27 protein-coding genes are annotated in these 26,632 nt (G+C 63.4%); 20 read left to right on the top strand and 7 right to left on the bottom strand.

Annotated elements, in window-relative coordinates; translation table 11 throughout:
• The first annotated feature begins 53 nt into the window (after positions 1-53).
• The 5 genes from NKI85_RS16300 (at position 54) to NKI85_RS16280 (ending at position 3,250) form a co-directional block, all read left to right on the top strand.
• A complete protein-coding gene (locus tag NKI85_RS16300) occupies positions 54-638 on the top strand; it encodes an urease accessory protein UreE (RefSeq protein ID WP_352525814.1) in 585 nt (194 codons plus the stop codon).
• Positions 625-1,323: an urease accessory protein UreF gene (locus tag NKI85_RS16295; protein WP_502896037.1), complete on the top strand. Its 699-nt coding sequence runs from the start codon at positions 625-627 to the stop codon at positions 1,321-1,323. Before NKI85_RS16300 ends, NKI85_RS16295 begins: the two co-directional genes overlap by 14 nt.
• A complete protein-coding gene (locus NKI85_RS16290) occupies positions 1,320-1,760 on the top strand; it encodes a DUF3995 domain-containing protein (RefSeq protein WP_352525817.1) in 441 nt (146 codons plus the stop codon). Before NKI85_RS16295 ends, NKI85_RS16290 begins: the two co-directional genes overlap by 4 nt.
• On the top strand, positions 1,757-2,398 hold the full coding sequence (gene ureG / locus NKI85_RS16285; RefSeq protein WP_352525818.1) for an urease accessory protein UreG: 642 nt from the start codon (positions 1,757-1,759) through the stop codon (positions 2,396-2,398). Before NKI85_RS16290 ends, ureG begins: the two co-directional genes overlap by 4 nt.
• Before the next feature lie 84 nt (positions 2,399-2,482).
• Positions 2,483-3,250: a class II aldolase and adducin N-terminal domain-containing protein gene (locus tag NKI85_RS16280; RefSeq protein ID WP_352525819.1), complete on the top strand. Its 768-nt coding sequence runs from the start codon at positions 2,483-2,485 to the stop codon at positions 3,248-3,250.
• A gap of 21 nt (positions 3,251-3,271) precedes the next feature.
• On the opposite strand, the gene NKI85_RS16275 is transcribed toward NKI85_RS16280, so the two are convergent.
• Positions 3,272-3,904: an HAD family hydrolase gene (locus tag NKI85_RS16275; protein ID WP_352525820.1), complete on the bottom strand. Its 633-nt coding sequence runs from the start codon at positions 3,902-3,904 to the stop codon at positions 3,272-3,274.
• Positions 3,905-4,162: 258 nt separating this feature from the next.
• On the opposite strand from NKI85_RS16275, the gene NKI85_RS16270 reads away from it, so the two are divergent.
• Entirely contained in the window at positions 4,163-5,122 is a 960-nt protein-coding gene (locus tag NKI85_RS16270; RefSeq protein WP_352525822.1) for a sugar-binding transcriptional regulator, read from the top strand.
• Positions 5,123-5,228: 106 nt separating this feature from the next.
• On the opposite strand, the gene NKI85_RS16265 is transcribed toward NKI85_RS16270, so the two are convergent.
• The gene (locus tag NKI85_RS16265) at positions 5,229-5,414 is read right to left on the bottom strand and encodes a hypothetical protein (protein WP_352525824.1); all 186 of its coding nucleotides are present in this window, start codon (positions 5,412-5,414) and stop codon (positions 5,229-5,231) included.
• 110 nt (positions 5,415-5,524) lie between these two features.
• On the opposite strand from NKI85_RS16265, the gene gcvA (NKI85_RS16260) reads away from it, so the two are divergent.
• The 9 genes from gcvA (NKI85_RS16260) (at position 5,525) to NKI85_RS16220 (ending at position 15,458) form a co-directional block, all read left to right on the top strand.
• On the top strand, positions 5,525-6,436 hold the full coding sequence (gcvA, locus tag NKI85_RS16260; protein ID WP_352525826.1) for a transcriptional regulator GcvA: 912 nt from the start codon (positions 5,525-5,527) through the stop codon (positions 6,434-6,436).
• 220 nt (positions 6,437-6,656) lie between these two features.
• Positions 6,657-7,967: an ABC transporter substrate-binding protein gene (locus tag NKI85_RS16255; RefSeq protein WP_352525828.1), complete on the top strand. Its 1,311-nt coding sequence runs from the start codon at positions 6,657-6,659 to the stop codon at positions 7,965-7,967.
• Positions 7,968-8,080: 113 nt separating this feature from the next.
• Positions 8,081-8,953: a carbohydrate ABC transporter permease gene (locus NKI85_RS16250; RefSeq protein WP_352525829.1), complete on the top strand. Its 873-nt coding sequence runs from the start codon at positions 8,081-8,083 to the stop codon at positions 8,951-8,953.
• A gap of 11 nt (positions 8,954-8,964) precedes the next feature.
• Entirely contained in the window at positions 8,965-9,789 is an 825-nt protein-coding gene (locus NKI85_RS16245; RefSeq protein ID WP_352525831.1) for a carbohydrate ABC transporter permease, read from the top strand.
• A 65-nt stretch (positions 9,790-9,854) separates the two neighbouring features.
• A complete protein-coding gene (locus NKI85_RS16240; RefSeq protein ID WP_352525832.1) occupies positions 9,855-10,859 on the top strand; it encodes an ABC transporter ATP-binding protein in 1,005 nt (334 codons plus the stop codon).
• Entirely contained in the window at positions 10,856-11,626 is a 771-nt protein-coding gene (locus NKI85_RS16235) for an L-iditol 2-dehydrogenase (protein ID WP_352525834.1), read from the top strand. Before NKI85_RS16240 ends, NKI85_RS16235 begins: the two co-directional genes overlap by 4 nt.
• A gap of 71 nt (positions 11,627-11,697) precedes the next feature.
• Positions 11,698-13,176, top strand: a complete 1,479-nt coding sequence (locus NKI85_RS16230; RefSeq protein WP_352525835.1) for a mannitol dehydrogenase family protein — start codon at positions 11,698-11,700, stop codon at positions 13,174-13,176.
• A 15-nt stretch (positions 13,177-13,191) separates the two neighbouring features.
• The gene (locus tag NKI85_RS16225; RefSeq protein WP_352525837.1) at positions 13,192-13,875 is read left to right on the top strand and encodes an HAD family hydrolase; all 684 of its coding nucleotides are present in this window, start codon (positions 13,192-13,194) and stop codon (positions 13,873-13,875) included.
• The gene (locus NKI85_RS16220; RefSeq protein WP_352525839.1) at positions 13,872-15,458 is read left to right on the top strand and encodes an FGGY-family carbohydrate kinase; all 1,587 of its coding nucleotides are present in this window, start codon (positions 13,872-13,874) and stop codon (positions 15,456-15,458) included. The genes NKI85_RS16225 and NKI85_RS16220 overlap by 4 nt, the downstream gene beginning before the upstream one ends.
• A gap of 14 nt (positions 15,459-15,472) precedes the next feature.
• Here NKI85_RS16220 and NKI85_RS16215 read toward each other — a convergent pair whose 3' ends face one another.
• On the bottom strand, positions 15,473-16,054 hold the full coding sequence (locus NKI85_RS16215) for a histidine phosphatase family protein (protein ID WP_352525963.1): 582 nt from the start codon (positions 16,052-16,054) through the stop codon (positions 15,473-15,475).
• A 230-nt stretch (positions 16,055-16,284) separates the two neighbouring features.
• On the opposite strand from NKI85_RS16215, the gene NKI85_RS16210 reads away from it, so the two are divergent.
• A complete protein-coding gene (locus NKI85_RS16210) occupies positions 16,285-17,688 on the top strand; it encodes an MATE family efflux transporter (protein WP_352776963.1) in 1,404 nt (467 codons plus the stop codon).
• Between the two features lie 17 nt (positions 17,689-17,705).
• Here NKI85_RS16210 and NKI85_RS16205 read toward each other — a convergent pair whose 3' ends face one another.
• From NKI85_RS16205 to speB, 4 genes are all read right to left on the bottom strand, one after another.
• Positions 17,706-18,353: an amino acid ABC transporter permease gene (locus NKI85_RS16205; protein ID WP_352525843.1), complete on the bottom strand. Its 648-nt coding sequence runs from the start codon at positions 18,351-18,353 to the stop codon at positions 17,706-17,708.
• A complete protein-coding gene (locus tag NKI85_RS16200) occupies positions 18,350-19,018 on the bottom strand; it encodes an amino acid ABC transporter permease (RefSeq protein WP_352525845.1) in 669 nt (222 codons plus the stop codon). Before NKI85_RS16200 ends, NKI85_RS16205 begins: the two co-directional genes overlap by 4 nt.
• Before the next feature lie 6 nt (positions 19,019-19,024).
• The gene (locus tag NKI85_RS16195) at positions 19,025-19,828 is read right to left on the bottom strand and encodes a transporter substrate-binding domain-containing protein (protein ID WP_352525847.1); all 804 of its coding nucleotides are present in this window, start codon (positions 19,826-19,828) and stop codon (positions 19,025-19,027) included.
• A gap of 137 nt (positions 19,829-19,965) precedes the next feature.
• Complete coding sequence (speB, locus tag NKI85_RS16190; protein WP_352525965.1) at positions 19,966-21,027, bottom strand: agmatinase; 1,062 nt, start codon at positions 21,025-21,027, stop codon at positions 19,966-19,968.
• A 179-nt stretch (positions 21,028-21,206) separates the two neighbouring features.
• Here speB and gcvA (NKI85_RS16185) point away from each other — a divergent pair, with 179 nt between their 5' ends.
• The 4 genes from gcvA (NKI85_RS16185) (at position 21,207) to NKI85_RS16170 (ending at position 26,593) form a co-directional block, all read left to right on the top strand.
• Positions 21,207-22,181, top strand: a complete 975-nt coding sequence (gene gcvA, locus NKI85_RS16185) for a transcriptional regulator GcvA (protein ID WP_352525849.1) — start codon at positions 21,207-21,209, stop codon at positions 22,179-22,181.
• 131 nt (positions 22,182-22,312) lie between these two features.
• The gene (gene pncB, locus NKI85_RS16180) at positions 22,313-23,617 is read left to right on the top strand and encodes a nicotinate phosphoribosyltransferase (protein WP_352525851.1); all 1,305 of its coding nucleotides are present in this window, start codon (positions 22,313-22,315) and stop codon (positions 23,615-23,617) included.
• An 81-nt stretch (positions 23,618-23,698) separates the two neighbouring features.
• Positions 23,699-25,126, top strand: coding sequence for a hypothetical protein (locus tag NKI85_RS16175; protein ID WP_502896040.1), 1,428 nt, complete (start codon positions 23,699-23,701; stop codon positions 25,124-25,126).
• Between the two features lie 162 nt (positions 25,127-25,288).
• A complete protein-coding gene (locus tag NKI85_RS16170) occupies positions 25,289-26,593 on the top strand; it encodes an ABC transporter substrate-binding protein (RefSeq protein ID WP_352525853.1) in 1,305 nt (434 codons plus the stop codon).
• Positions 26,594-26,632 lie beyond the last annotated feature (39 nt).

Below are 26,632 nucleotides of genomic sequence, written 5' to 3'. Positions count from 1 at the left end.
CCATTGGGGCGGGGAACCGGATAGTCTAGGCTTTTTGCGAAAGGCAGTCTTACATGAAGCTCGATATCCGCACCGACTTCACCAAATTCCCGCGCGCCGTCTCCGTCCTGGCCGCAGGCGAAGCCGGAGCGACGACGCCATATGACAGTGCGGTGCTTGCCCATGACGAGCGGCATCTGCGCCGCCGCGCCATCGAAACGGCCCGTAGCGACAGGGTATTGGTCGACCTGCCCGAACCGGTGGCCTTGAACGATGGCGACCGGCTGGTGCTGGAGGATGGCCGCCAAATCGAGATCATCGCGGCCGAGGAGCCGCTCTGCGATATCCGGGCCAGCGGACCTGTCCATCTGGCCGAGCTCGCCTGGCATATCGGCAACCGCCATCTCGCCGCCGCCATCGAGGCTAACCGCATCCTCATCCTGCGCGACCATGTCATCAAGGCGATGCTGGAAGGGCTGGGTGCGACCGTGAGTGATGTCTCCGAACCGTTCAAGCCGGTGCGCGGCGCTTATTCCGGCCATGGCGGCCATGGCCATGCTCATGCCGAGGCGCATGCGCACAGCCATGCCGAAGCGCATTCCCATACCCATAGCGAATCGCATTCCCACAGCCATTCGCACGACCATGACCATGACTGACCAGCCTTCCAACGTCGCCCAGCCTTCCAACATCGCATTGTTGCGGCTGATGGCGTGGCTGTCGCCTTCCTTCCCGGTCGGCGGCTTTTCCTACAGCCATGGTCTGGAACAAGCCGTTCATGCCGGGCTGGTTGCCGACAGCAAAGACCTCGCCGCATGGCTGGAGACGCTGGTCGAGATGGGTTCGGGCTGGAACGATGCCGTGCTGTTTGCCGAAAGCTGGCGGCGGGCGCGTGAAGCCGGCGATCTCACCGAAATTGCCGCACTCGCCGAGGCCTTGGCGGGCTCGCGCGAGCGCCATACCGAGACGATGCTGCAGGGCGCCGCCTTCCTGAAAGCGGCCTCGGCCTGGCCGTGCCAGGTGTTGGACCGCCGCCTGCCGCCCGAATGCGCCTATTGCGTTGTCGTCGGTGCTGTTGCCGGCGGCCACGGCATTGCGCTGCAGGACGCGCTGGCTGCCTTCCTGCAGGCCTTCTTCTCCAACCTCGTCCAGGCCGCGATCCGGCTTGGCGTCCTCGGCCAGGGCGCTGCGATGACGCTGCTCGCCGGCTTCGAGCCGCTGGCCTTGGCCACTTCAGCCCGCGCTGCCGGATCGACGCTCGACGATCTCGGCGGCTGCGCTTTTATCTCCGACATAATGGCAATGACGCACGAGACCCAGTATTCGCGACTGTTCCGCTCATGATCGTCCTCGCTTTCGCCCTCTCGCTCGTCCTGCTGCTGATCACTGCACTGCATGTCTATTGGGGCATTGGCGGCATCTGGCCGGGCAGGGACGCCGCCTCCTGCGCCCGTGCGGTCATCGGCTTTCGCGGCGTCGACGAGATGCCGGCGCCCTTCGCCTGCTTCGCCGTTGCCGCCTGCCTTGGCCTTGCGACACTGTGGCCGATGGCGCTCGAGGGCATCTTTGCCACGCCCTTTCCTAAGGCCGGGCTTGCCGCCACGTCGCTGCTCATCGCGCTGGTTTTTCTGGCGCGTGGCATTGCCGGCTTCACGCCGTGGTGGCGCCGGCTGACGCCCGAGCAGCCTTTCGAGCGGCTCGATCGGCGTTATTATTCGCCGCTGTGCCTGCTGATCGGGCTTGGCTTCGCCATTCTTGCCTTGACGGAGTTCTCCACATGACGTCCCCAAACGGTCCTCTTCGCATCGGCATCGGCGGCCCGGTCGGCTCGGGCAAGACGACGCTTACCGAGAAACTCTGCAAGGCGTTGCGCGACGAGTTCTCGATCGCCGTCGTCACCAACGACATCTACACCAAGGAAGACGCCATGATGCTGGCCCGCCTGCAGGCGCTGCCCGAGGACCGCATCATCGGCGTCGAGACCGGCGGCTGCCCGCACACCGCCATCCGCGAGGACGCCTCGATCAATCTGCAGGCAATCGCCGAGATGACCAGAAAATTCCCGGATCTCGATATCGTCTTCATCGAATCGGGCGGCGACAACCTCGCCGCCACCTTCTCGCCGGACCTGGCCGACCTGACGCTTTATGTCATCTCGGTTTGCCAAGGCGAGGAGATCCCGCGCAAGGGCGGGCCGGCAATCACGCGGTCGGATTTCCTGGTCATCAACAAGAGCGATCTTGCGCCTTACGTGAACGTTAATCTCGAAATCATGGAAAGCGACGCTGCCCGCATGCGCGGCAAGCGGCCGTTCGGCTTCACCGACCTGTCGCGCGGCAAGGGGCTGCAGGAGGTGATCGATTTCATCGTCGAGCATGGCGGGCTTCGGATCGGCACGGCCACCAGCACGGCGGCATAGTAACGGTGCTTGTCTGCACCAAACGAAACCGGTTGCGCGCGTTGCAGCCGCGCGGCATCCTTGCCTCTTTCACGGAGGTTTACGATGAGCATCGCCCGCCTGCAGAAGGAGCCGTTGACCAACCTGCCATTCTACGATGAGCGCGTCGATCTCGCTTGCGCCTTCCGCTGGACGGCGCGGCTCAATATGCACGAGGCGGTGGCCAATCATTTTTCGCTGGCCGTCAACGACGATGGCTCGCAATTCCTGATGAATCCCAACCAGGTGCATTTCTCGCGCATCAAGGCGAGCGACCTGCTTTTGATCGACGCCAACGATCCCGACACGCTGGCCGGCCCGAATGCGCCCGACCCGACGGCGTGGGGCCTGCATGGCGCCATCCATCGCAATGTGCCTCATGCGCGCTGCGTCATGCATGTCCACTCGATCCACGCCACCGTGCTTGCCTCGTTGGCCGACTCGACGCTGCCGCCGGTCGACCAGAACTCGGTGATCTTCTTCAACCGCCATGTCGTCGACGGTCATTATGGCGGGCTGGCCTTCGAGGAAGAGGGTGAGCGCTGCTCGCAGCTCCTTGTCGACCCGAAGGTCAAGGTGATGGTGATGGGCAACCATGGTGTGCTGGTCATCGGCGACAGCGTCGCCGACACTTTCAACCGCATGTTCTATTTCGAGCGCGCCGCCGAAACCTATATCAAGGCGCTGTGGACCGGCCGGCCGCTGCGGGTACTGTCGGACGAGATCGCCGAAAAGGCGGCAAGGGAACAGGAAGACTATCCCGACCAGGCCGAACGCCACCTGTCCGAACTGAAGGCGATCCTCGACGAGCAGGAGCCTGCCTACCGGAATTGAATCTCATTCAACCGGCGTGGCTTAAAGCCCGAGCTCGGCCCGCAACTCATCGGCGCTGTTGATGACAATCGCCCCCGGCGGGCCATCCATCGGCACCTCCGGCCAGAAGATCGTCTTCATTCCCGCCGCCAGTCCGGCCATGGCGCCGGTCCGGCTGTCGTCGACCGCCACGGCATCGGCGGGATCGACGCCGGCCAGCCACGCTGCGCGCAGGAATGGTTCGGCATGCGGCTTGCCCTCGCGCACGTCGTTGCGGCTGACCGTTTTCATGCCGGGATAGACGAGGCCGACGGCGCGCAGATTGGCATCGACGATCAGCCTGTCCGAATTGGACACCACCGCTTGCGCCACGCCAAGCTCTCGCAGCGCGTTGAAAATCTCGATCGCGCCGCTGCGTGGCGTCAGCGTTTCTGCCATCGGCAGATAGTGATCATATTTGCGCACGATCCAGTCGTCGAACGGCAGGTCGAGGCCGAACTCGTCGCGCAGCATCTCGTAGACCGGCCATGCGGCAATGCCGAGCACGCGCTCATGCAGGTCGGCCGGTGGTGCGATGCCGACACTGTGCAGCGCCGCAATCAGCGCCGCCTCGTGCAGTGGCTCACTGTCGACCAGCGTGCCGTCCATATCCCAGAAAACCGCTTTCGGCATCATGCAAGGCTCCATTCTCCAAAACCCCTTAAAGCGTTTAGCTCGGGAGATAAACCGCCGCGCCTGTGAGAACCGACCTAGTGCGACCGCGACTGCCCTGATTACTTCGAAGAGGCTGCATCGGCGATGGCCGCGTCGCTCGAAACACCAACTCCCGACCCTAAGCAATTGCTCTTGCAATAGACAATTGCGCGCAACTTCATTCCCTGCGAAACTGTTGTGCTCCGCCTCTTATGCTTGGCGGAGTTGGGAGGCACGAACTTGAATTCCCGGCAGGATAGCGGCGGCAACAGGCTGGACGACGCGGCGCGCGCCGGCTGGCTCTACTACGTTGCCGGCAACACCCAGGACCAGATCGCCGCCACGCTTGGCATATCACGGCAGACGGCGCAGCGGCTGGTGTCGCTCGCAGTCTCCGAAGGGCTGATCAAGGTGCGTGTCGACCATCCGATCGCCAATTGCCTCGACCTTGCGTCACGGCTGAAATCGCGCTTTGCCCTTGATCTGGTGGAGGTGGTGCCGAGCGACCCTTCTTCGTCCTCCACCATCATCGGCATCGCCGAGGCGGCGGCGGCCGAGATCGAGCGGCGGCTGCGGTCGCCGACGCCGATTGTCATGGCGATCGGCACGGGCCGCACGCTAAAGGCGGCGATCGAGCAACTGCCGCCGATGGAATGCCCGCAGCACAAGGTGGTATCGCTGACCGGCAACATCTCGCCGGACGGCTCGGCCGCCTTCTACAACGTCATCTTCACCATGGCCGACAGGGTCAAGGCGCGCTCGTTTCCGATGCCTTTGCCGGTCATCGCCTCCTCGCCCGAGGAGCGCGAGATGCTGCTCAGCCAGCCGATGATCCAGCCGACGCTGGCGCTTGCGGCCGAGGCCGACGTCACCTTTGTCGGCATCGGCGATCTCGGCCCGAAGGCGCCGCTCTATGAGGACGGCTTCATTTCCGAGGGTGAATTGAGGGCGCTGCAGAAGGCGGGTGGCGTTGCCGAGATCGTCGGCTGGGTGTTCGATCGCGACGGCCGCATGATCGAGGGCATCACCAACGATCGGGTGTCGTCGGCGTCGCTGCCGTCGCGCGAAAAGTCGCTGGTGATCGCGCTTGCCATGGGAGAACGCAAGCTGCCGGGCATCTTCGCCGCCGTCAACCGGCGGCTGGTCAACGGCCTCATCACCGACGAGCGAACGGCCGCGGCTTTGCTGGCCGGCGCATGACTCTTGGCTTAGCGAGGCTCATTCGAAATCGAATGCTGCAGCGTCCTGTTGCGGCGCCCGCAAGAACGGGCACTGCTGCATCGGATTGTCGATAAATTCGGCAAGGCTACTGTCGCCGGCCGCAAGGGTCGTTGCCGTCGAGAAAGCCCATGTCGCGCTGCAGATGTGGCGGCAGTTCCCGAACGTCGAGATAGGCCCGTTTCCGCGCCGCGTGCCTTGCAAATACATGCGCCACCCGTGAAAACCAGCCATGGGCTGGAGTAAGTAGCAGCTTTTCCTGTACCGTGGTCATGATCGTCAGCCTTCGCTATCTCTAGGCGAAATTGATCTTCAACACGGAATATCGGTCGGATCGGCCCTTGCTGCCAATCAAACGTCGATCACTGCCCATAAGGAGGGCTTATGCCGGAACTGAACTCACCGAAGCTGGCTTCGCAGCTTCCTCCGCTTCAGGCGATCCGGGTGTTCGAGGCGGTGGCGCGGCATCTCTCCTTCACCAAAGCCGCCCAGGAGCTTGGCATGACGCAGGCGGCGGCAAGCTATCAGATCAAGCTTCTGGAGGAGCGCATCGGCTCGCCCCTGTTCCTGCGCCGGCCAAAACAGATCGTGCTGACCGAAGCCGGCCAACGGCTAGCGCCGGCGGTCAGCGAGGCGTTCGCGCTGTTGGGCGGCGCCTATGCCGCTGCGCGCAGCGGCGCCGACGGCGTGCTTTGTGTCTCGACGCTGCTGACCTTTGCTTCCAACTGGCTGGCGCAGCATCTCGGCTCGTTCCAGGTCGCGCATCCATCGCTGGCGGTGCGCGTCGATACCTCCAACAGGGTGGTTGACTTTGCCCGAGAGGATATCGATATCGCCATCCGCTCCGGCGGCGGCAACTGGCCGGGCGTCGAGACGCATATGCTTTTCAGGGCCGATTTCACGCCGGTTCTCAGCCCGAAGCTCGCCGCCAGCATCGGCGGCGTGAAGGAACCGGCCGACCTGCTGCGGCTGCCGATCCTCGATCCGGGCGACATTTGGTGGCGGGACTGGTTTGCCGCCGCCGGTCTGCCGGCCGAGGAGTTGGCCAAGCGCCCCGGCACCAGCATGGGCGCGCAGGCCTACGAGGCCAATGCCGCAATCGCCGGCCAAGGCGTGGCGATCGTCACCAAGGCGCTGTTCAAGACCGAACTTGCCGACGGCCGCCTGATCCAACCCTTTGATCTGGTTGGTGACGACGGCCATGCCTATTGGCTGGTCTATCCGACGGCGCGGCGCAACGTGCCTAAGATACGCGCCTTCCGCGATTGGATACTGAGCGAGATCGCTTGCCAGTAGGCTGAGTCCAAACCAGCTCGGGCAGCGAAGCTCAGGCTTTTGGCGGACCGATGGGCCCGACCGAACCCTTCTCCACATACTGTGTGAGCGTCCCCGGTTGCCGCTGCTGAGGTCGGCGTGCTGCGCTGCAGCAACGAATCCGGCTTGACATAATTAACGGAGAGTGAGTAATTGCCCACAGCCAAGGCAAATGCTCATCTTGGTTTATGGGAGGAATTTGATGAAACTTCGCACGCTCACCCTCGGCCTGTTGTCGGCCAGCGCCCTTGCGTTCGCCGCTCATGCCGAATCCATCACCATCGCCACCGTCAACAATGCCGATATGGTCCGCATGCAGACGCTGACCGACGACTTCACCAAGGCGAACCCCGACACCACGCTCAACTGGGTCACGCTCGAAGAGAACGTGCTGCGCGAGCGCGTCACCACCGACATCGCCACCAAGGGCGGCCAGTATGACGTGATGACCATCGGCACCTATGAAGTTCCGATCTGGGCCAAGCAGAGCTGGCTGCTGCCGCTCGACAAGCTTGGCGACGACTACGACGCCAAGGACATCCTGCCGGCCATCGCCGGCGGTCTTTCGGTCGACGGCAAGCTCTATGCCGCGCCCTTCTACGGCGAGAGCTCCTTCGTCATGTACCGCAAGGATCTGATGGAGAAGGCAGGGCTCACCATGCCCAACGCACCGACCTGGGACTTCATCAAGCAGGCCGCCGACAAGATGACCGACCGCGCCAATGGCGTGAACGGCGTCTGCCTGCGCGGCAAGGCCGGCTGGGGCGAAAACATGGCCTTCCTGACCGCCATGTCGAATTCGTTCGGCGCGCGCTGGTTCGATGAGAACTGGAAGCCGCAATTCGATCAGCCCGAATGGAAGAACACGCTGCAGTTCTATGTCGACCTGATGAAGGCCGACGGCCCCGAGGGCGCCTCGTCCAACGGCTTCAACGAAAACCTGGCGCTGTTCCAGCAGGGCAAGTGCGGCATGTGGATCGATGCCACGGTCGCCGCATCCATGGTCTCCGACCCGAAGAGCTCGAAGGTCGCCGACAAGGTTGGCTATGCGCTGGCGCCTGACAACGGTCTCGGCAAGCGCGGCAACTGGCTGTGGGCCTGGTCGCTGGCCATTCCGGCCGGTACGCAGAAGACCGACGCGGCCGAGAAGTTCGTCGCCTGGGCAACCAGCAAGCATTACTCCGAGCTCGTCGCCTCCAAGCTAGGCTGGGCCAGCGCTCCTCCGGGCACGCGTACCTCGCTCTATGCCAATGCCGAGTACCAGAAGGCGGCTCCGTTCGCCAAGATGACGCTGGACTCGATCAACTCCGCCGATCCGACCCACCCGACCGTCAAGCCGGTGCCCTATGTCGGCGTCCAGTTCGTCGCCATTCCTGAGTTCCAGGGTCTCGGCACCACCGTCGGCCAGCTCTTCTCGGCCGCCCTTGCCGGCCAGTCGAGCGTCGACGATGCCCTGAAGCAGGCCCAGGACGCCGCCACCGCGACGATGACCGAGGGCGGTTATATCAAATAAAGCTCCTCCCGGTGCCGGTTGCCCATGGCGACCGGCAACGGCCGCCCGAATCCCAGTTCGGGCGGCCAGCTTCACACCGCTGAAAACTTGGCTGACCTCGAAGGGTGACCGTCATGGCTACTCAGCAGACCCGTTCGCTTGCCCGCTTCATGATGGCGCCATCCGTGGTGCTGCTGTTCGTCTGGATGATTGTGCCGCTGGTCATCACCATTTGGTTCTCCTTCCAGCAGTACAACCCACTCAACCCCATCCGCGATGGGTTCGTCGGCTTCTCGAACTACGCGCTTTTCTATTCCAACCCGGCCTTCCTGCAGTCGATCCTCAACACACTTGTCCTCGTAGGCAGCGTTCTGTTGATCACGGTGATCGGCGGCATCATGCTGGCGCTGCTGATCGATCAGCCGATGTGGGGACAAGGCATCGTCCGCATCCTCGTCATCTCGCCGTTCTTCGTCATGCCGCCGGTGGCGGCACTGGTCTGGAAGAACATGATCATGCATCCGCAATACGGCGTCTTCGCCGATATTGCGCGCTTCTTCGGCATGCAGCCGATCGACTGGTTCGGGCAGCATCCGATGCTGGCGATCATCATCATCGTCGCCTGGCAATGGCTGCCGTTTGCAACGCTGATCCTGCTTACCTCCCTGCAATCGCTTGACGCCGAGCAGAAGGAAGCCGCCGAGATGGACGGTGCCGGCTTCGTCAGCCGCTTCATCTATTTGACGCTGCCGCACATGTCGCGCGCTATAACCGTGGTCATCCTGATCCAGACGATCTTCCTGTTGTCGGTCTATGCCGAAATCCTGGTCACCACCAATGGCGGTCCGGGTTATGCCTCCACCAACCTGCCCTTCCTCGTCTACCAGAAGGCGTTGCTGGAGTTCAAAATCGGCCAAGCGTCCGCCGGCGGTGTCATTGCCGTCATTCTCGCCAACATCGTCGCCTTCTTCGCCATGCGCGCGGTCGGCAAGAACCTGGACAAATAAGGGAGGAAACGATGGCACGTGCAGTCACCACTCAGCACAAGACGATCGCGACCGCGGCCGCCTGGATCGTCGCCCTGCTGATCTTCTTCCCGATCCTTTATACGATCATCACTTCGTTCAAATCGGAGCAGGAGGCCATCCAGGGCTTCAACCTGTTCCCGTCGGGAACCATAGAGAGCTATTCCGAGGTTCAGGCGCAAAGCGGATATTTCAAATTCTTCCTCAACTCGGTGTTCCTGTCGGTCGGCTCGACCATCCTGGCTCTGCTTATCGCCATACCGGCGGCATGGTCGATGGCGTTTTCGCCGAGCAAACGCACCAAGGACATCCTGATGTGGATGCTTTCCACCAAGATGATGCCGGCGGTCGCCGTGCTGTTTCCGATCTACCTGATCTTCCGCGATACGGGACTGCTCGACAGCCGCATCGGCCTGATGGTCATGCTGATGCTGATCAACCTGCCGATCGTGGTCTGGATGCTGTACACTTACTTCCGCGAGATCCCGGGCGAGATCCTGGAAGCCGCCCGCATGGACGGCGCATCGCTCTGGAACGAGATCATCTACGTGCTGACGCCGATGGCGGTGCCGGGCATCGCCTCGACCATGTTGCTCAACATCATTCTCGCCTGGAACGAGGCGTTCTGGACGATCCGGCTGACCACCACCGAGGCCGCCCCGCTCACCGCTTTCATCAGTTCCTTCTCCAGCCCGCAGGGGCTGTTCTGGGCCAAGCTTTCGGCCGCCTCGACCCTGGCGATCGCGCCGATCCTGATCATGGGCTGGTTCAGCCAGAAGCAGCTGGTGCGCGGCTTGACATTTGGTGCCGTAAAATAATGGGCGGTGCCGCCAAATAACGGACATGACGCAAACGACGAAATAGCCCTTCGGGGGAGGAAACCATGGGAAACATTACGCTCAAGAACGTCTCCAAATCCTTCGGGGCAACGTCCATCATCCCCGGCCTCGATTTGGTCATCGAGAATGGCGAGTTCGTCGTCTTTGTCGGCCCGTCGGGCTGCGGCAAGTCCACGCTGTTGCGTCTGATTGCCGGCCTGGAGGACACTAGCGGCGGCACCATCAACATCGATGGCCGCGACGTCACCGGTGAGGCGCCGGCCAAGCGCAAGCTGGCCATGGTGTTCCAGTCCTATGCGCTCTACCCGCACATGACGGTGGCCAAGAACATAGCTTTCCCGCTGAAGATGGCGGGCGAGGACAAGGCGACCATCGACAAGAAGGTGAAGGACGCCGCGCGCATCTTGAACCTCACCAACTATCTCGATCGCCGCCCCGGCCAGCTTTCCGGCGGCCAGCGACAGCGCGTCGCCATCGGCCGCGCCATCGTGCGCCAGCCATCGGCCTTCCTGTTCGACGAACCGTTGTCCAATCTCGACGCGGCGCTGCGCGGCACCATGCGGCTGGAGATCAGCGAGCTGCATCACCAGCTCAAGACGACCATGGTCTACGTCACCCACGACCAGATCGAGGCGATGACCATGGCCGACAAGATCGTCGTGCTCAACGCCGGCAATATCGAGCAGGTCGGCTCGCCGATGGAGCTCTACAAGACGCCGAAGAACCTGTTCGTCGCCGGTTTCATCGGCTCGCCGAAGATGAATCTGCTCGAAGGCGCGCCGGCAGCCAAATATGGCGCCAAAACCGTCGGCATCCGTCCCGAGCACATGAATATCTCAAAGACATCAGGCGACTGGAAGGCGACGGTCGGCGTCGCCGAGCATCTTGGCTCCGACACATTTTTGCATGTGCAAGCCGACGGCGTCGGTCCGCTGACGGTGCGCGCCGACGGCGAACTGGCCGTCCATCACGGCGACACGATCTATTTGACGCCGGATCAGGCCAAGCTGCATCGCTTCGGCGCCGACGGAAAGGCGATGGTGCAATGAGGCTGAAGAGTAAATCGGCGCTGATCACCGGATCGGCGCGCGGCATCGGCAGGGCGTTCGCCGAAGCCTATGTGCGCGAGGGGGCGACGGTCGCGATCGGCGACATCAATCTCGAGGCTGCCGAGAAGACGGCTTCGGAAATCGGCCGCAACGCTTACGCGGTGAAGCTGGATGTCACCGACCTCGCGTCGATCGATGCGGCGGTCAAGGCGGTCGAAGCTAGGACCGGCGGCCTCGATATATTGATCAACAACGCTGCCCTGTTCGACCTGGCGCCGATCGTCGAGATCACCAAGGCAAGCTACGACAAATTGTTTTCGGTCAACGTCGCCGGCACGCTGTTTATGCTGCAGGCAGCCGCCCGTTCGATGATCGCCCGCGGCAAGGGCGGCAAGATCATCAATATGGCGAGCCAGGCCGGGCGCCGCGGCGAGGCGCTGGTTGCCGTCTATTGCGCCACCAAGGCGGCGGTCATCTCGCTCACCCAGTCGGCAGGGCTCGACCTGATCAAGCACCGCATCAATGTCAACGCGATCGCACCGGGGGTCGTCGACGGCGAGCATTGGGATCATGTCGATGCCCTGTTCGCCAAATACGAGAACCGGCCGAAGGGCGAAAAAAAGAGGCTGGTCGGCGAAGCGGTGCCTTACGGCCGCATGGGCACGGCGCAAGACCTCACCGGCATGGCGGTGTTCCTGGCCAGCGAGGATGCCGAATACATCGTCGCCCAGACCTACAATGTCGATGGCGGCCAGTGGATGAGTTGAGGGGGGCGAAGGCGCTCTTCTCCCCGTCTCCTCCACGGGGAGAAGAGCCGTCCCGCCAAAGGATAAAACAGATGACCGTGAAACTCTCGTCCTCAATCCTCGCAAACCTGCCTCCCAAAGTCGCCGGCCCAAACTACGATCGCGCCGCGCTCAAGGCCGGCATCGTGCATTTCGGCGTCGGCAATTTCCATCGGTCGCACCAGGCCGTCTATCTCGACGACCTGTTCAATTCGGGTGTCGGCCATGACTGGGCAATTGTTGGCGCCGGGGTGTTCGAGGGCGAGAAGGTCGGCCGCGACAAGTTGCAGGAGCAGGACTGGCTGACCACGGTGGTCGAGCAGGACAGCGGCCATATGAGCGCGCGCGTCACCGGCGCCATGATCGACTTCCTGATGCCGGGCGATGCAAAGGCGATCATCGAGCGGCTAGCCGATCCGGCGATCAAGATCGTTTCCCTGACCATTACCGAGGGTGGCTATTTCATCGATCCGGCTTCCGGCCTGTTCAACCCGACGCATCCCGACATCGTTGACGATGCGCAACCGGGGGCGATGCCGAAGACCGTGTTCGGCCTTATCCTCGCCGGGCTGATGCGCCGCCGCGACGACGGTATCGTGCCTTTCACCGTCATGTCCTGCGATAACATCCCCCATAACGGCCACGTCACCTCCGATGGCATCATTGGTCTTGCGCGGCTGATCGACGAGGATCTGGCAAACTGGGTGAGCGAAAACGTCGCCTTTCCCAATGGCATGGTCGACCGCATCACGCCGGCCACCACCGACCGCGAGCGCGGCATTCTCTCCGGCGAGTTCGGCCTCGATGACAATTGGCCGGTGTTTTGCGAGCCGTTCAAGCAATGGGTGCTGGAGGACCGTTTCACCGACGGAAGGCCGCCGCTGGAACAAGTCGGCGTGCAGTTCGTCAGCGATGTCGCGCCCTATGAGCTGATGAAGATCCGCATCCTCAATGGCGGCCATGCGACCATCGCCTATCCGGCCGGGCTGATGGACATCCATTTCGTCCATGAGGCGATGCAGGAGCCGCTGGTGCGCGGCTTTCTCGACAAGCTCGAGCATGACGAGATCATCCCGACGGTGCCGCCGGTGCCGGACACCGTGCTGGAGGACTATTATCAGCTCATCGAGCACCGATTCTCCAACCCGAAGATCGGCGACACCATACGCCGGCTTTGCCTCGACGGCTCCAACCGCCAGCCGAAATTCATCATTCCGACCATCGCCGACCGGCTGAAGGCCGGCAAGAGCGTCACCGGCCTGGCGCTGGAATCGGCGCTCTGGTGCCGCTACTGCTTCGGCACAACGGATTCCGGTGCCGTCACCGAGCCCAACGACCCGAACTGGGACCGGTTGCAGGCGACGGCCAAGGCGGCCAGGGGCATGCCTGCCGCCTGGCTTGCCATGGAAGACATCTATGGCGAAGTCGGCCGCTCGGCGCCGTTCGCCGAAGCGTTTGCCCATGCGCTCAAATCGCTGTGGGCGGACGGTGCGCGCGCGACACTGACGCGCTATCTCGCCGGCGAACTCTGAAGCCGATCCAGCGTGATGACGCCTGAACTGGTCATTTTCGACTGTGACGGCGTGCTGGTGGACAGCGAGATGCTCTCCGTCTCGGCATTGCTGGAGATGATCACGCTCGCCGGCGGCACCGTCAGCGAGGATGCTGCCTATGAGCATTTCCTCGGCAAGAGCATGAAGAGCGTCCGTGAAATCCTCGGAAGCGACTTCGGGCTTGAGATCACCGACCAGCATCTGACCGAGATGCGCGCCGAACTGATGCGCAGATTCCGCGAAGAGCTGAAACCGATGCCCGGCGTCGCGCTGGTCCTGCCCAGGCTCGGCGTGCCATGCTGCGTCGCCTCCTCCGGCACGCTGGAGCGCATCCGCTATGCGCTCGAGGTTACCGGCTTGCTTGGACTGCTGGAGCCGTATCTGTTCAGCGCCGCCATGGTGGCGCGGGGCAAACCGGCGCCCGACCTGTTTCTCCATGCAGCCGCTAAAATGGGAGCGGCCCCGCAAAACTGCCTCGTCGTCGAGGACAGCCCGGCCGGCATCGCGGCCGCACGGGCGGCAGGCATGCGCGTCCTTGCCTTCACCGGCGGCTCGCACACCGGCAACCCGGCACTGAAAGCGCGGCTTGCGTCGAGTGAGCCGGACTTTATATTCGCTGACATGTTGCAATTGCCCGATCTGATTGCAGGCCTGGGAGCGAGAGCAAGAACACCTTGACCAACAGTTTCGTTTGCGCGGTCGATGTCGGCACCGGGAGCGCCCGTGCGGGTATTCTCGACACCGGTGGTGCCTTGCTCGGCCGCGCCGAGCACCCGATCGCCATGAAGCAGCCGAAGGCCGATCACGCCGAGCACGATTCACAGGATATCTGGTCGGCGGTGTGCATTGCCGTGCGCGCTGCCCGTGAAAAGGCGGGCGTGAAGGCGCAGGATATCGTCGGCATCTCCTTTGACGCGACCTGCTCGCTGGTGGTGCGGGACCGGCATGGCGGCCAGCTCAGCGTGTCGGTGTCAGGCGAAAGGCGCTGGGACACCATCGTCTGGCTCGACCATCGCGCCATTGCCGAGGCCGATGAATGCACCCAAAGCGGTCATGCCGTGCTCGGCTATATCGGCGGCGTCATGTCGCCGGAAATGGAGACGCCGAAGCTGATGTGGCTGAAGCGCAACCTGCCCGGAACATGGAACGAAGCCGGCTATCTATTCGACCTCACCGACTTTCTGACATGGAAGGCGACAGGTTCGCTCGCCCGCTCGCAATGCACGCTGACAGCCAAATGGACCTATCTGGCGCACGAAAACACCGGCTGGCGGCGCGACTTCTTCGAAGCCGTGGGGCTCGGCGATATCTTTGAGCACGGCAATCTGCCGGAAAAGGGAAGCCCGGTCGGTGCCGATATCGGTCCGCTCGGCGCACAAGCCGCGGCGGAGCTTGGCCTCACCGAAAAATGCCGGGTCGGCGCCGGCGTCATCGATGCCTATGCCGGCGCGCTCGGCGTGCTCGGCGGTTTCGCCGGTGACGCGACGAACATCGGCCGCCATCTCGCCCTGATTGCCGGTACGTCGAGTTGCGTCATGGCGATGTCGACCGATCCGCAGCCTTTCGCCGGTGTCTGGGGTCCTTATTATGGCGCCGCCCTTCCCGGCCTGTGGCTGTCGGAAGGCGGCCAGTCGGCCACCGGCGCGCTGCTCGATCACATCATCCGCTGGCATGGCGCCGGCGGCGAGCCGGATGCCGCCATGCATGCCAGGATCGCCCGCCGCGTCGCCGAGCTGCGCGCCGCCGATGGCGACAATCTCGCCGCAAGGCTGCATGTACTGCCCGATTTCCACGGCAACCGCTCGCCGCTCGCCGACCCGCATGCCGTCGGCGTCATCAGCGGGCTGACGCTGGATTCCTCTTTTGACAGCCTGTGCAAGCTCTATTGGCGCACCGCCGTCAGCATCGCGCTTGGCCTGCGCCATGTGCTGGAGGCGCTGAACGAGAACGGCTATCTGATCGACACGCTGCATGTCACCGGCGGCCATACCAAGAACCCCCTTTTGATGGAGCTTTATGCCGACGCCACCGGCTGCACGGTGGTCGAGCCGCTGGCGGACGAGGCGGTGCTGCTCGGCACCGGCATGATTGCCGCCACCGCCGCCAGGCTTTTCCCCGATTTGAACGCCGCCTGCGTGGCCATGCAGCAAGGCGGCAAGACACGAGAGCCCAATCCGGCTGCCGCCGGCCGGTTCGACCGCGACTACCGCGTGTTTCTCGAAATGCACAGGCAAAGGCAGGCGCTGGACGCGATCAGATAGATCGGGATCGGCCGCTATCTCTGGTTCCAGCGCCGGACAACCGGCTCGTCAAGATCGCGCTCATAGCCGAGCACGCTTATGCTGGCGGTATCCAGCACGAAAAGCGCGCCGTCTTGCGGCGGCAGGCCGAGCCAGCGTGCGGCCAGCACCCTCAGGAAATGCGAGCTTGAAAACAGCAGGACATTGCCGTCGGCCTCGCGCAACTGGCTGACGATCCGGTCCGCCCTCGAGCCGACATCGGCGGCTGACTCGCCGCCCGGGCAGCCGTCGCGAAAAAGCCGCCAGCCGGGACGCTCGACGAGGATTTGCTTCGTGGTCAGTCCCTCATAAGCACCGTAATCCCATTCCGCCAGATCGTCCTTTTTCACGCCTGGCGAGCCGAAGCCTGCAAGCGCACAGGTGTTGAAGGCGCGCTGCGAAGGGCTCGACCACACGGCCGAGAAAGACGGGTCCTTGAGCCGATCGGCGACCCGCCTTGCCGCGTCCTCGCCGGACGGCGTCAGCGGTATGTCGGTCCGGCCGGTATGTTTTCCGGCCGCACTCCATTCCGTCTCGCCATGCCGAACCAGGTAGATTTCGGGAAACGCGCTCATCAGGGGTGCCTTTAAAATGGATCCGCCGTGACCATAGCGGCTTCCGTGGCCTCTCCAATAGCCTGCATTGAGCTGCCTGGCTTAACCCTTCCGCAAGTCAGCCTCTTGCCACCGGTGCCCATTTCATAGACAAACCCACCGTAAATGCGGGATCTGGCCGATCATGGCCGTTTCCGCGCTGAGACGCGGCTTCCGGCTCTTGCCGACGTGCCGCAATCGGATAGGCGGAAAAAATGTCTGCGATCGAAGCCGGCGCTCACGCGCCGGAAAACCTCTGGCGTCGGGAAATCAGGGCGATGCTGGCGCTCGCCTGGCCGATGGTGCTGACCAATCTCGGCCAGACCGCGATGACCGCCACCGATGTCATGATGATGGGGCGGCTCGGACCGGACACGCTGGCCAGCGGCGCGCTTGGCGCCAACCTCTATTTCATGCCGCTGATCTTCGGGCTCGGCCTGATGCTGGCGACCTCGCCGATGATGGCGACCGAGCTTGGCCGCCGCCGCCACTCGGTGCGCGACCTGCGCCGTACCGTGCGCCAAGGCCTGTGGCTGGCGATCCTCATCTGCCCTCCGATCTGGGTCTTTCTCTGGCACGGCGAGGCCGTGTTGCTGGCCATGGGTCAGGAGCCGGCGCTGGCGCATCAGGCCGGCATCTATCTGCGTTGGCTTGAATGGGCGGTGCTGCCCTTCTACGGCTACATCGTCCTGCGCTCGTTCATTTCGGCGCTGGAGCGGCCGGGCTGGGCGCTGATCATCGTCTTCGTTGCCGTCGCCTGCAATGCCTTGTTCAACTGGTTGTTCATGTTCGGCAATCTCGGCATCCCGTCGATGGGCATCGCCGGCTCCGGCCTCGCCACCACGCTGTCCAGCACGCTGATGTTCGCCGGCATGGCGGCGGTGGTGATGCTTGAGCCGAAGTTTCACCGCTATCGCCTGTTCGGGCGCTTCTGGCGCGCCGACTGGCCGCGCTTCAAGGGCCTGTTGCGGCTCGGCCTGCCGATCGCCGGCATTCTCGCCTTCGAGGTGACGATCTTCAACGCTGCGGCCTTTCTCATGGGCCTGATCGACGCGGCCTCGCTTGCCGCCCACGCGATCGCCATCCAGATCGCCTCGGTCACCTTCATGGTGCCGCTCGGCCTCAACCAGGCGGTGACGGTGCGCGTCGGCCTTGCCCATGGCGCCGGCAATCCGGAAGGTGTTTCCCGTGCCGGCTGGACCGCCTTTGTCATCGGCGTCTCCTTCATGGCGTTGATGGGGCTGGTGATGATCCTGTGGCCGCATCTCCTGATCGGCGCCTTCATCGATCTCGGCAATCCGGCCAATGCCAGGGTGATCGCGCTTGCCGTGTCATTCCTCGCCTTTGCCGCGCTGTTCCAGGTTTTCGACGGCGCGCAGGCGGTCGCCACCGGCATGCTGCGCGGCCTGCACGACACCAAGGTGCCGATGATCTATGCCGCGATCGGCTATTGGGGCATCGGCCTGCCGCTCGGCGTGCTGCTCGCGTTCCGTTTCGGCTTCAATGGCGTCGGCATCTGGATCGGCCTGTCGTCGGGACTGGCGGTGGTGGCGGCGCTGTTGCTGGGGCGCTGGCTGCGGCGCGACCATATCGCGCCGCCATTGGTATTCGGGCGTTGAAATCGATGGCGTCCCGCTCAGCGGGCCGCCGCCCGCTGTTCGAGCGAACGTGCATATTGCGTCAGCGGAAAGCACATGACGAAGAAGATCAGCGCCACCAGCCCATAGACTTTGAACGGTTCGAAGGTCGCATTGTTGATCGCGTTGGATGTCCTCACCAGCTCCTCGAAACCGATGATCGAGGTCAGCGCGGTCGACTTGATCAGCTGCACCAGGAAGCCGACCGTCGGCGCACGGGTGATCGAAAACGCCTGCGGCAGGATGATTAGCCTGAGCTCCTGCAGATAATGCAGGCCGAGGCTGGCGCCGGCGTCCCATTGGCCGCGTGGCAGCGCATCGACGCCGCTGCGCCAGATCTCGGCCAGATAGGCGCTGGCGAAGAAGGTCAGGCCAAGCACCGCCGCGGTCCACGGCTCGATGCGCAAGCCCAGCATCGGCAGGCCGAAGAACATCAGGAAGAGCTGCATCAGCAACGGCGTGCCCTGGAAAAGCGCGATATAGCCCGAGGCAAACCGCCGGGCCCATTTGTTCTTGGCGATACGGAAGAACAGCACGATCATGCCGACTACGGCGCCGCCGACAAAGGCAGCCAACGACAAGAGCACCGTCCAGCGCGCCGCGAGCAGCAGGTTGCGCAGAATATCCCAGAACGTGAATTCGATCATGACACGCCGGCTCCGAGAACCCGGCGCCCGCCGCTGACCAGCAGCCGGCGCAACCCCATCGACAAGACGAGATAGACCACCGTCACCACGAAATAGGTCTCGAAAGCCCGAAACGTGCGCGCCTGCAGCATGTCGGCCTCGTAGGTTAGCTCGCGCACCGCGATCTGCGACACCACGGCGGATTCCAGCATCATGATGACGATCTGGCTGGTCAGCGCCGGATAGATCACCTTGAGCGCCTGCGGCAGCACGATCTTGATGAAGACCTGGCGCGGCCTGAGCCCGAGGGCGAGAGCCGCTTCCGTCTGCCCGGGCGGTACCGCGTCGAGCCCGGCGCCGACGATCTCGATCGTGTAGGCCGCCATGTTGAGCGTCATCGCCAGCATGGCGGCCAGCACCGGATCGAGCCTCACGCCGATGCTGGGCAGCCCGAAGAAGATGAAGAACAGCTGCACCAGAAACGGCGTGTTGCGGATCACCTCGACATAGACACCGATCGCCCGCTTGAGCAGCAGCGGACCGTTCCGCCGCCCTGCCGCGCCGAGGATGCTGAGCAATGTTCCCGCCAGCGTGGTCACGGCGATCAACAGGATCGTCGTGGCCGCGCCGCGCGCGATCGCCCCTGTCGCCCCGGCAAGCCAGCCGAAGTCGAGGCTATAGTTCACCGGCCATCAATCCTTGAGATTGGCGGGATCGAGCGGCGTCTTCAGCCAGGCCTTCGAGCTTTCGTCCAGCTTGCCGTCGGCCAGCATCTTGGCAACCGCATCGTTGACCGCTTGCTTGAGGCGGTCTTCCTTCTTGTTGAGGCCGATATGCGAGGGCGAGGTGAGAAGCTGGAATTTCTGCTCCGGCTTCAGCGCCTCCTGACGGGCGAGCACCTGGGCGCCGACATCGTTGCCGACCACCATCAGCTGGGTCTGGCCCGAGATGAACGCCTGGATGACGGAATTGTAGTTGTCGAAGCGGCGGATGTCGGCCGAGGCGGGTGCTGCCTCGGTCAGCGACGTGTCCTCCAGCGTGCCGCGATTGACGGCGATCGACTTGTCGGCGAGGTCTTCCTTGCCTTTGACAGCAAGTGCTGCCGGGCCGATGACGGCGATGTAGTAGGGTGCGTAGGCGGCGGCGAAATCGATCACCTGCTCACGTTCCTTGGAGTAGCCGACGCTCATCAGCAGGTCGACGCGCTTGTCGGTAAGATACGGGATACGGTTCTGGCCGGTCACGCTGACCAGGTTGAGCTTGACCTTGAGCTGGTCGGCGATGAATTGCGCCACGTCGATGTCGTAGCCCTTGATGCTCATGTCGGCGCTGGCCGAGGAGAAGGGCGGGAAGTCGGAAAAGATGCCGACATTGATCGCGCCTGCCTTGGTGATGTCGTCGACGGCGTCGGCATTGGCGGCCTGGGTGAAAACGCCGGCCGCGCCGAGCATCAGCACGGCGGCGATGGTTGATTTGAGCGTCATATGAAATGTCATTGTCGTTCCCCTGCTGGAAGCTTGTTTGTTGAGCGCAACCGCCGGCTCCAGCGCGGCGGTCGCCTTTGGGATTCTCTACTGGACCATGATCTTTTCCGAAAACCGGTTCCCACTTTTCGGGATCATGGTCGAGCGCATCAGGCAGCCTTGCCGGTGATTGCCGGGCTGAAGACCATCAGGCTGAGGATCTCGAACAGCACCTGCGCGCCGGCATGCGCCGTGTTGGTGGTCGCATCATATTGCGGTGCCACCTCGACGACGTCGCCACCGACGATGTTGAGGCCCTTCAGGCCGCGCAGCAGCTCGAGCACTTCGCGCGTCGTCAGCCCGCCGACTTCCGGTGTGCCGGTACCCGGCGCGAAGGCCGGATCGACGCTGTCGATGTCGAAGGAGACATAGGTCGGGCCGTCGCCGACAATTCTGCGCGCCTTCTCGATGATGGCGGGGATGCCGAGGCCGGTCACCTCTTCGGCATGCACCACGGTCATGCCGGACTCATAGGTGAACTCCCACAGATACTCGGCCGAGCCGCGAATGCCGATCTGGATGGTGCGGCTCGGATCGAGCACGCCGTCCAGCACCGCGTTGCGGAACGGGCCGCCATGGTGGAACTTGGTCATGTCGAACAGGCCGCTGGTGTCGCAATGGGCGTCGATATGGATCATGCCGACAGGCGCCTTTTTGCCGACCGCCTTCAGGATCGGGTGGCTGATCGAATGGTCGCCGCCGACCGAAAGTGGAAGGACGCCGGCGTCGACGATCTGGTTGGTGCGGCGTTCGATGTCGTCATGGCTGGTCTCCAGCCGGTAGCGGCTCTGGAAGGGCACGTCACCGATGTCGGCCACCTTAAGCTCATGCGTCGGCGCGCATTCCAGCACATGGTTATAGGGGCCGATGCGCTCGATGGCGCGCAATGCCCTTGGCCCGAAGCGGGCGCCCGGCCGGTTGGTGACACCGAGATCCATCGGCACGCCGATCATCGCCACCTGCAGATCGCCGAAATCCGGATTGTCGGCGGCGATCTCACGGTAGGGCGCTGCGAGGAAGGTCGGGATGCCGGAATAGGGCGCCAGCCGCGTGCCGGTCTTGGAGAAGATCTTATCGGCGACACGCTGGAATTTCGGGTCGAACATTTCGCCGCCATGGCTCTCGCCATATTTGCGGCGCAACGCTTCGAGCTTGCTGCGATCATAACCCATGTCGGTCCTCCATGGCTGGTGCAGCGCGCCGACAACGACCTTCGTAGCCGTCATCCGGTCCGGCCGTTGGCTGTCTCGATGCAATGCTTGGGTAAAGTGTCTTGTAGCTGCATTGAAAAATCAATTGATATTGTTAGTGTGTTTCCTGTGAGAAAATCTCACATAAGCCCTGAGTGCGCATGGCCAAGCGTCTGCCCCCCTTAAATCCGCTGCGTGCCTTCGAGGCGACGGCACGCCACGCCTCGCTAACCAAGGCCGCGGCCGAGTTGAACGTCACCCACGGCGCCATCAGCCATCAGATCAAGGCGCTCGAGCAATCGTTGGGCGTCAAGCTGTTCGAGCGCGCCGGCCAGCGGGTGAAGCTCACGCCGCACGGCGCCGAATTGCTGCCGGCGGTGTCGACCGCCTTCGACGGCATCGCCGCCGCCACCCAGCGCATGACGAGGCCGGCCAGCACCGGCGCGCTGTCGGTATCCTGCGTGCCGGCGCTGCTGTTGCTGTGGATGATCCCGCGGCTGGGCAGCTTCACCTCGCAATACCCGGATATCAGGCTGACGCTGATCCCCTCCAACGACGCCAAGGACATCCGCGCCCCGCATATCGATATCTGCGTGCATTATGGTGACGGCAGCTGGACCGACTGCTGGATGCGCAAATGGTCGGGCCTCGAACTGTTCCCGGTGGTCAGCCCGACACTGATCAACAACCGTCCGATCCGCACCGTCCGCGACCTCGCCGATCACGTCTTCCTGCATGGCGACGACGGCCGCGAATGGCACACCTGGCTGGCCGCCGCCGACGCGCTGGACCTCGAGCGCAGCCGCCGCCATCATCTCGGCGATGCGCGCATGGCGACCGAGGCCGCGGTTCACGGTCATGGCGTGGCGCTCGGCGATACGGTGACCGCAAGCGGACTGCTCGCCAGGGGTCTGCTTGTCGCGCCATTCAGCCTTTCCGTGCCAGCAGTGGACGATTTCTACGTCGTCTGCCGCAACGAGATGAGATCGGCGCCGATCGTGCAATTGTTCATCGACTGGCTTTTTGCCGAAAAAGAGCAGGCCGACCGCCGGGCCGATGCGCCGGTGGCGGGCCGCATCGGCACTCGCCGCAAGCGTCCGGCGCTCAAGGTGGTCGGCGCCAAGACCGTATCCTGAGGTCGACACTGCCATAGACGCCGCTTGCCGCAGGGGCTTCTTTTTGTCGGGCCAGCCCGCAAAGCGGGAGGCGCTTTCAAAAATTCAATGCTAAGAGGCATTCCGCAGAGCAGCGAAGGCGGCATTCAGACATGGCTAGGACCGATATAGCGCGGCGCGTCTACAACCACACCTGGAAGCTCGACCCGATCGTCCGCAGCTTGCTCGACACCGATTTTTACAAGCTTCTGATGCTGCAGATGATCTGGGGCATGTATCCTAAGGTCGACACCACCTTCTCGCTGATCAACCGGACCACTTCGGTCCGCCTTGCCGAGGAGATCGACGAGGCAGAGCTGCGCGAGCAACTCGACCATGCCCGTACGCTGCGCTTCAGCAAGAAAGAGATGATCTGGCTCGGCGGCAACACCTTCTATGGCCGCAAGCAGATCTTCGAGCCGGAATTCCTCGCCTGGCTGGAAAATTTCCGGCTGCCCGAATACGAGCTTTCCAAGCGCGACGGCCAATACGAGCTCACCTTCAGCGGTCCGTGGATGTATACGACGCTGTGGGAGATCCCGGCGCTCGCCATCATCAACGAACTGCGCTCGCGCGCCGCCATGCGCGCGTTCGGGCCCTTCGCGCTCGACGTGCTCTATGCCCGCGCCAAGGCCAAGATGTGGGCCAAGACCGAGCGGCTGAAGGCGCTGCCCGGCATCCGCATCTCGGATTTCGGCACCCGCCGCCGTCATTCTTTCCTGTGGCAGCGCTGGTGCGTCGAAGCGTTGAAGGAAGGCATCGGTGAGGCCTTCACCGGCACCTCCAATGTGTTGCTCGCCATGGACAACGACCTCGAAGCGCTCGGCACCAACGCGCATGAACTGCCGATGGTGTTCGCCGCGCTCACCAATTCGGAAAAGGAATTGAAACAGTCGCCCTATAAGGTGCTGCAGGACTGGCAGCGCTACTACGGCGGCAACCTTCTGATCGTGCTGCCGGACACCTTCGGCACCGCGGCGTTCCTGCGCGATGCGCCGGACTGGGTCGCCGACTGGACCGGCTTCCGCCCCGACAGCGCGCCGCCGATTGAGGGCGGCGAAAAGATCATTTCCTGGTGGCGCGAAAAGGGCAAGGACCCCAAGCAGAAGCTGCTCATCTTCTCCGACGGGCTCGAGGTCGAGACCATCGAAGAGACCTACCGTCACTTCCGCGGCAAGGTGCGCATGTCCTTCGGCTGGGGCACCAACCTGACCAATGATTTCGAGGGCTGCGCGCCGACCGAAACCAACCGGCTCGACGCCATCTCGCTGGTCTGCAAGGTCACCGAAGCCAACGGCAGGCCGGCGGTCAAGCTCTCCGACAATCCGGCCAAGTCGACAGGCGACGAGAAAGAGATCGAGCGTTACCTGCGCATATTTGGCCAAAAGGATCGCGTGGAGCAGCTGGTGAAGGTGTGAGGGGTGGGGAACTCTTTGCATAATACGAGTTCCTTCGCGCCCCCCTCTGTCCTGCCGGACATCTCCCCCACTTGGGGGGAGATCGGCAGGACAGAGGGGGGCGCCGTAGAGCGCCGTCGTTACAGTTTAGCTCTCGTCATTGTTGCCTTTGCATTCTTGCCCACTCCCGCCTTCGCCCATGCCTCCGACCGCGGCCACGTACTGCTCCTTCCCACCGGCTACTACGTCGCCGGCGGCGCGCTCGCCGTTGCCGCCAGCTTCATTGTCCTGGCTCTACTCCCGCCGGACTCCCTCGACCGCTTTTGGCGCAAACGCCTGCCGCTTTTCACCTTCGGGGACGGCGCGCGGACAATCGTCAGCCGGATATCCTTTGCCGGCTTTGCAATTCTTATTGCGGCCGGCATGTTCGGCAGCCGCGACCCGCTCTCCAATCCGCTGCCGCCGACTGTCTGGACGCTGCTCTGGGTTGGGCTGGCTCTGCTGCAGGGGTTGTTTGGCGACCTCTGGTCATGGCTCAATCCCTGGTACGGGCCGTGCCGCGTCGTTTCGCACCTGTTCGGCAGGAAGGAGCCACAGCGGCTGTCCCCGTGGCTCGGCTATTGGCCGGCTTTCGTGCTGTTCTTCGCCTTCGCCTGGTTCGAGCTGATCGATCCGGCGCCCGACGACCCGGCACGGCTGGCCTGGGCGGCGGGCCTCTATTGGCTGCTAAGCTTCGTCGCCATGCTGGTCTTCGGCTACCGCGACTGGAGCCGGCGCGGCGAATTCCTGACCGTGTTCTTTTCGATGGTTGCGCGCTTCGCCGTCGTCGAACGCGGCGAAGGCGGCAGGACGAAACTCTGCTGGCCGGGCGCCAAGCTGCTCGGTGCCGCGCCGCTGCCGCTCAGCGGTATCGCTTTCCTGCTGCTGGCTCTGTCGTCGGTGTCGTTCGACGGCCTGTCGAAAACCTTCTTCTGGCTAGGCTGGTTCGGCATCAATCCGCTGGAGTTTCCTGGACGGACGGCCTTGATCGGCAGCGGCAGTTTCGGCCTCGTGCTGACCTTTGTCGTGCTTGCGGCCGCGTTCGCGCTTGCCGTCTTTCTTGGCCAGCATCTGGCCGGCAGCAAGCATTCCCTCGGCCACGCTGCCGGGCTTTTGGTCTGGTCGATCGTGCCGATCGCGCTCGCCTATCACTTGGCGCATTATCTGACGGCGCTGCTGGTCGACGGCCAATATGCCGTTGCAGCCCTCTCCGACCCGTTTGCGCTGGGCTGGAACCTGTTTGGCACCGCCGACATGCCGATCGAAGCCGGCGTCGTCGCGGGCGCCGGCTCGGCATGGTGGCTGTGGAATCTCCAGGCCGCCGTCATCATAGCCGGCCACATGCTTGCAGTGCTTGTCGCCCATGGCTTGGCCTGGCGGCTGCACCCCATTCCCGCCCGCGCCGCGCTCAGCCAGTTTCCGCTCACCCTGCTGATGATCGCCTACACCGTCTTCGGCCTGTGGCTGCTTGCCACGCCGACCGCCGGATGAATGAGGCTAGCTTGATGCCCCTGATTGAACCTCGGGGAAAGCTCGCTTGCCACGTCAGGGCTTTGGTGATTTAGTTTGTACACATGCAATTTCGGCCCTCTCCCAAGAGTGGCCCGCCTCGTTACAGCCATTGGTCAAAGCTCAAAAACAAGGGGAACTGCCGTGACTGACAAGAATGGGTTTTTCGATCTCTCCAAATCCACTCTTACCCGCCGCACGGCGCTGAAGGGGTTGGCCGCCGGCGCCGGTCTTGCGGTCGCGCCGGGCTTCGTTCGCTACAGCCAGGCGCAGAGCTCGGCGCCGATAAAGATCGGCTTCCAGTCGCACCGCACCGGCATTGGCGCCGCCTATGGCCGTTGGTACGAGAAGACCACGGCCGCGGCGATCAAGGCGATCAACGATGCCGGCGGCATCAACGGGCGGCCGGTCGAGGTCATCATCGAGGATGACGGCACCGACCCCGGCCGTGGTGCCGAAGTGGTCGGCAAGTTCGCCTCCCAGCACAAGACCGACATCGTCTACGGCACCTTGTTTTCGCATGTCGTCATCGGCTCGGCGCCGGCTGCCGGTGAGGCCAAGATGCCCTATTTCGTTGTTAGTGAAGGCCACCACGTTGCCTCGACCAAATTGAACCGCTACGTCTTCCAGCCCGGCATCACCGACGTGAAGAGTCAGATTCAGTCGATGGCGCCGTGGATTGCGGCCAATGCCGGCAAGAAGGTGACGCAGATCTTCCCCGATTTCGCCTTCGGCTACGACCATCGCGATTACCTGCCGCCGGCGTTGAAGGCGCAAGGCGCCGAGGTCATCGCCCAGATCGCCATCCCGCCGACGGAATCCTCCTTCACCAAATATTTCCCGCAGATCCCGGCCGAGACCGAGGTGATCTACCACGTCATGGTCGGCCCGGCGGTGCTGACGTTCGTCAAGGAGCTCGGCGAGTTCTACGGCTCCAACCGGCCGCAATTGTTCGGCTTCATCGATTCGCTCGAAGCCACCGACATCAACAGCCCCGGTCTTGAATTCCTTGACGGCAGCCATTTCTGGGAAGGCTCGCCGCGCTATGCGCAGCCTGATGATTCCGCCGCGCAGAAGGCTTACCGCGCCGCCGTCGGCATCGACGACAATGGTGCCGCCGTCGGCGATCCCAAGGACGTCTCCACCGCCGCGCACATGTTCGGCTGCTGGGAAACGCTCTACGTGGTCAAGAAGGCGATGGAAGACGCCGGCTACAAGGGCCCGGAAGACCGCGCCAAGCTGGTCGAGGCGACCGAGGCGTTGACCGAGTTCGCCGAGGGACCGGAGCACCCGCAGGGGCCGAAAACCTTCAACGGCAAGATCCACCAGTGTTTTGGTATCCAGAACATCTCCAAGGTCGAAGGCGGCCGGCTGAACGTCATCCACAAGACCAAGATCGAGGACGGCCTCTACGAGCCGGAAGGGAATTACACGACGCAGGCGCTGTGAGCCGCCTTACCCTCTCCCTCGTGGGGAGGGTCGGCACAC

This window comes from Mesorhizobium sp. M0571, from assembly GCF_040320985.1.
In the GTDB taxonomy this organism is placed as follows: Bacteria; Pseudomonadota; Alphaproteobacteria; order Rhizobiales; family Rhizobiaceae; genus Mesorhizobium.
Note: the sequence above shows the minus strand (reverse complement) of the source record. Positions and strands in the feature narration are given on the sequence as shown.

Excerpts from the sequence above, each read along its gene's own strand:
- NKI85_RS16240 (WP_352525832.1), top strand. The coding sequence starts at position 9,855 with ATGGGAAACATTACGCTCAAGAACGTCTCCAAATCCTTCGGGGCAACG.
- pncB (WP_352525851.1), top strand. The coding sequence starts at position 22,313 with ATGGCTAGGACCGATATAGCGCGGCGCGTCTACAACCACACCTGGAAG.
- NKI85_RS16205 (WP_352525843.1), bottom strand. The coding sequence starts at position 18,353 with ATGATCGAATTCACGTTCTGGGATATTCTGCGCAACCTGCTGCTCGCG.
- NKI85_RS16245 (WP_352525831.1), top strand. The coding sequence starts at position 8,965 with ATGGCACGTGCAGTCACCACTCAGCACAAGACGATCGCGACCGCGGCC.
- NKI85_RS16290 (WP_352525817.1), top strand. The coding sequence starts at position 1,320 with ATGATCGTCCTCGCTTTCGCCCTCTCGCTCGTCCTGCTGCTGATCACT.
- NKI85_RS16210 (WP_352776963.1), top strand. The coding sequence starts at position 16,285 with ATGTCTGCGATCGAAGCCGGCGCTCACGCGCCGGAAAACCTCTGGCGT.
- NKI85_RS16230 (WP_352525835.1), top strand. The coding sequence starts at position 11,698 with ATGACCGTGAAACTCTCGTCCTCAATCCTCGCAAACCTGCCTCCCAAA.
- NKI85_RS16255 (WP_352525828.1), top strand. The coding sequence starts at position 6,657 with ATGAAACTTCGCACGCTCACCCTCGGCCTGTTGTCGGCCAGCGCCCTT.
- gcvA (WP_352525849.1), top strand. The coding sequence starts at position 21,207 with ATGGCCAAGCGTCTGCCCCCCTTAAATCCGCTGCGTGCCTTCGAGGCG.
- NKI85_RS16295 (WP_502896037.1), top strand. The coding sequence starts at position 625 with ATGACCATGACTGACCAGCCTTCCAACGTCGCCCAGCCTTCCAACATC.
- NKI85_RS16225 (WP_352525837.1), top strand. The coding sequence starts at position 13,192 with ATGACGCCTGAACTGGTCATTTTCGACTGTGACGGCGTGCTGGTGGAC.
- NKI85_RS16265 (WP_352525824.1), bottom strand. The coding sequence starts at position 5,414 with ATGACCACGGTACAGGAAAAGCTGCTACTTACTCCAGCCCATGGCTGG.
- gcvA (WP_352525826.1), top strand. The coding sequence starts at position 5,525 with ATGCCGGAACTGAACTCACCGAAGCTGGCTTCGCAGCTTCCTCCGCTT.
- NKI85_RS16195 (WP_352525847.1), bottom strand. The coding sequence starts at position 19,828 with ATGACATTTCATATGACGCTCAAATCAACCATCGCCGCCGTGCTGATG.
- NKI85_RS16235 (WP_352525834.1), top strand. The coding sequence starts at position 10,856 with ATGAGGCTGAAGAGTAAATCGGCGCTGATCACCGGATCGGCGCGCGGC.
- speB (WP_352525965.1), bottom strand. The coding sequence starts at position 21,027 with ATGGGTTATGATCGCAGCAAGCTCGAAGCGTTGCGCCGCAAATATGGC.
- NKI85_RS16300 (WP_352525814.1), top strand. The coding sequence starts at position 54 with ATGAAGCTCGATATCCGCACCGACTTCACCAAATTCCCGCGCGCCGTC.
- NKI85_RS16280 (WP_352525819.1), top strand. The coding sequence starts at position 2,483 with ATGAGCATCGCCCGCCTGCAGAAGGAGCCGTTGACCAACCTGCCATTC.
- NKI85_RS16250 (WP_352525829.1), top strand. The coding sequence starts at position 8,081 with ATGGCTACTCAGCAGACCCGTTCGCTTGCCCGCTTCATGATGGCGCCA.
- ureG (WP_352525818.1), top strand. The coding sequence starts at position 1,757 with ATGACGTCCCCAAACGGTCCTCTTCGCATCGGCATCGGCGGCCCGGTC.
- NKI85_RS16275 (WP_352525820.1), bottom strand. The coding sequence starts at position 3,904 with ATGATGCCGAAAGCGGTTTTCTGGGATATGGACGGCACGCTGGTCGAC.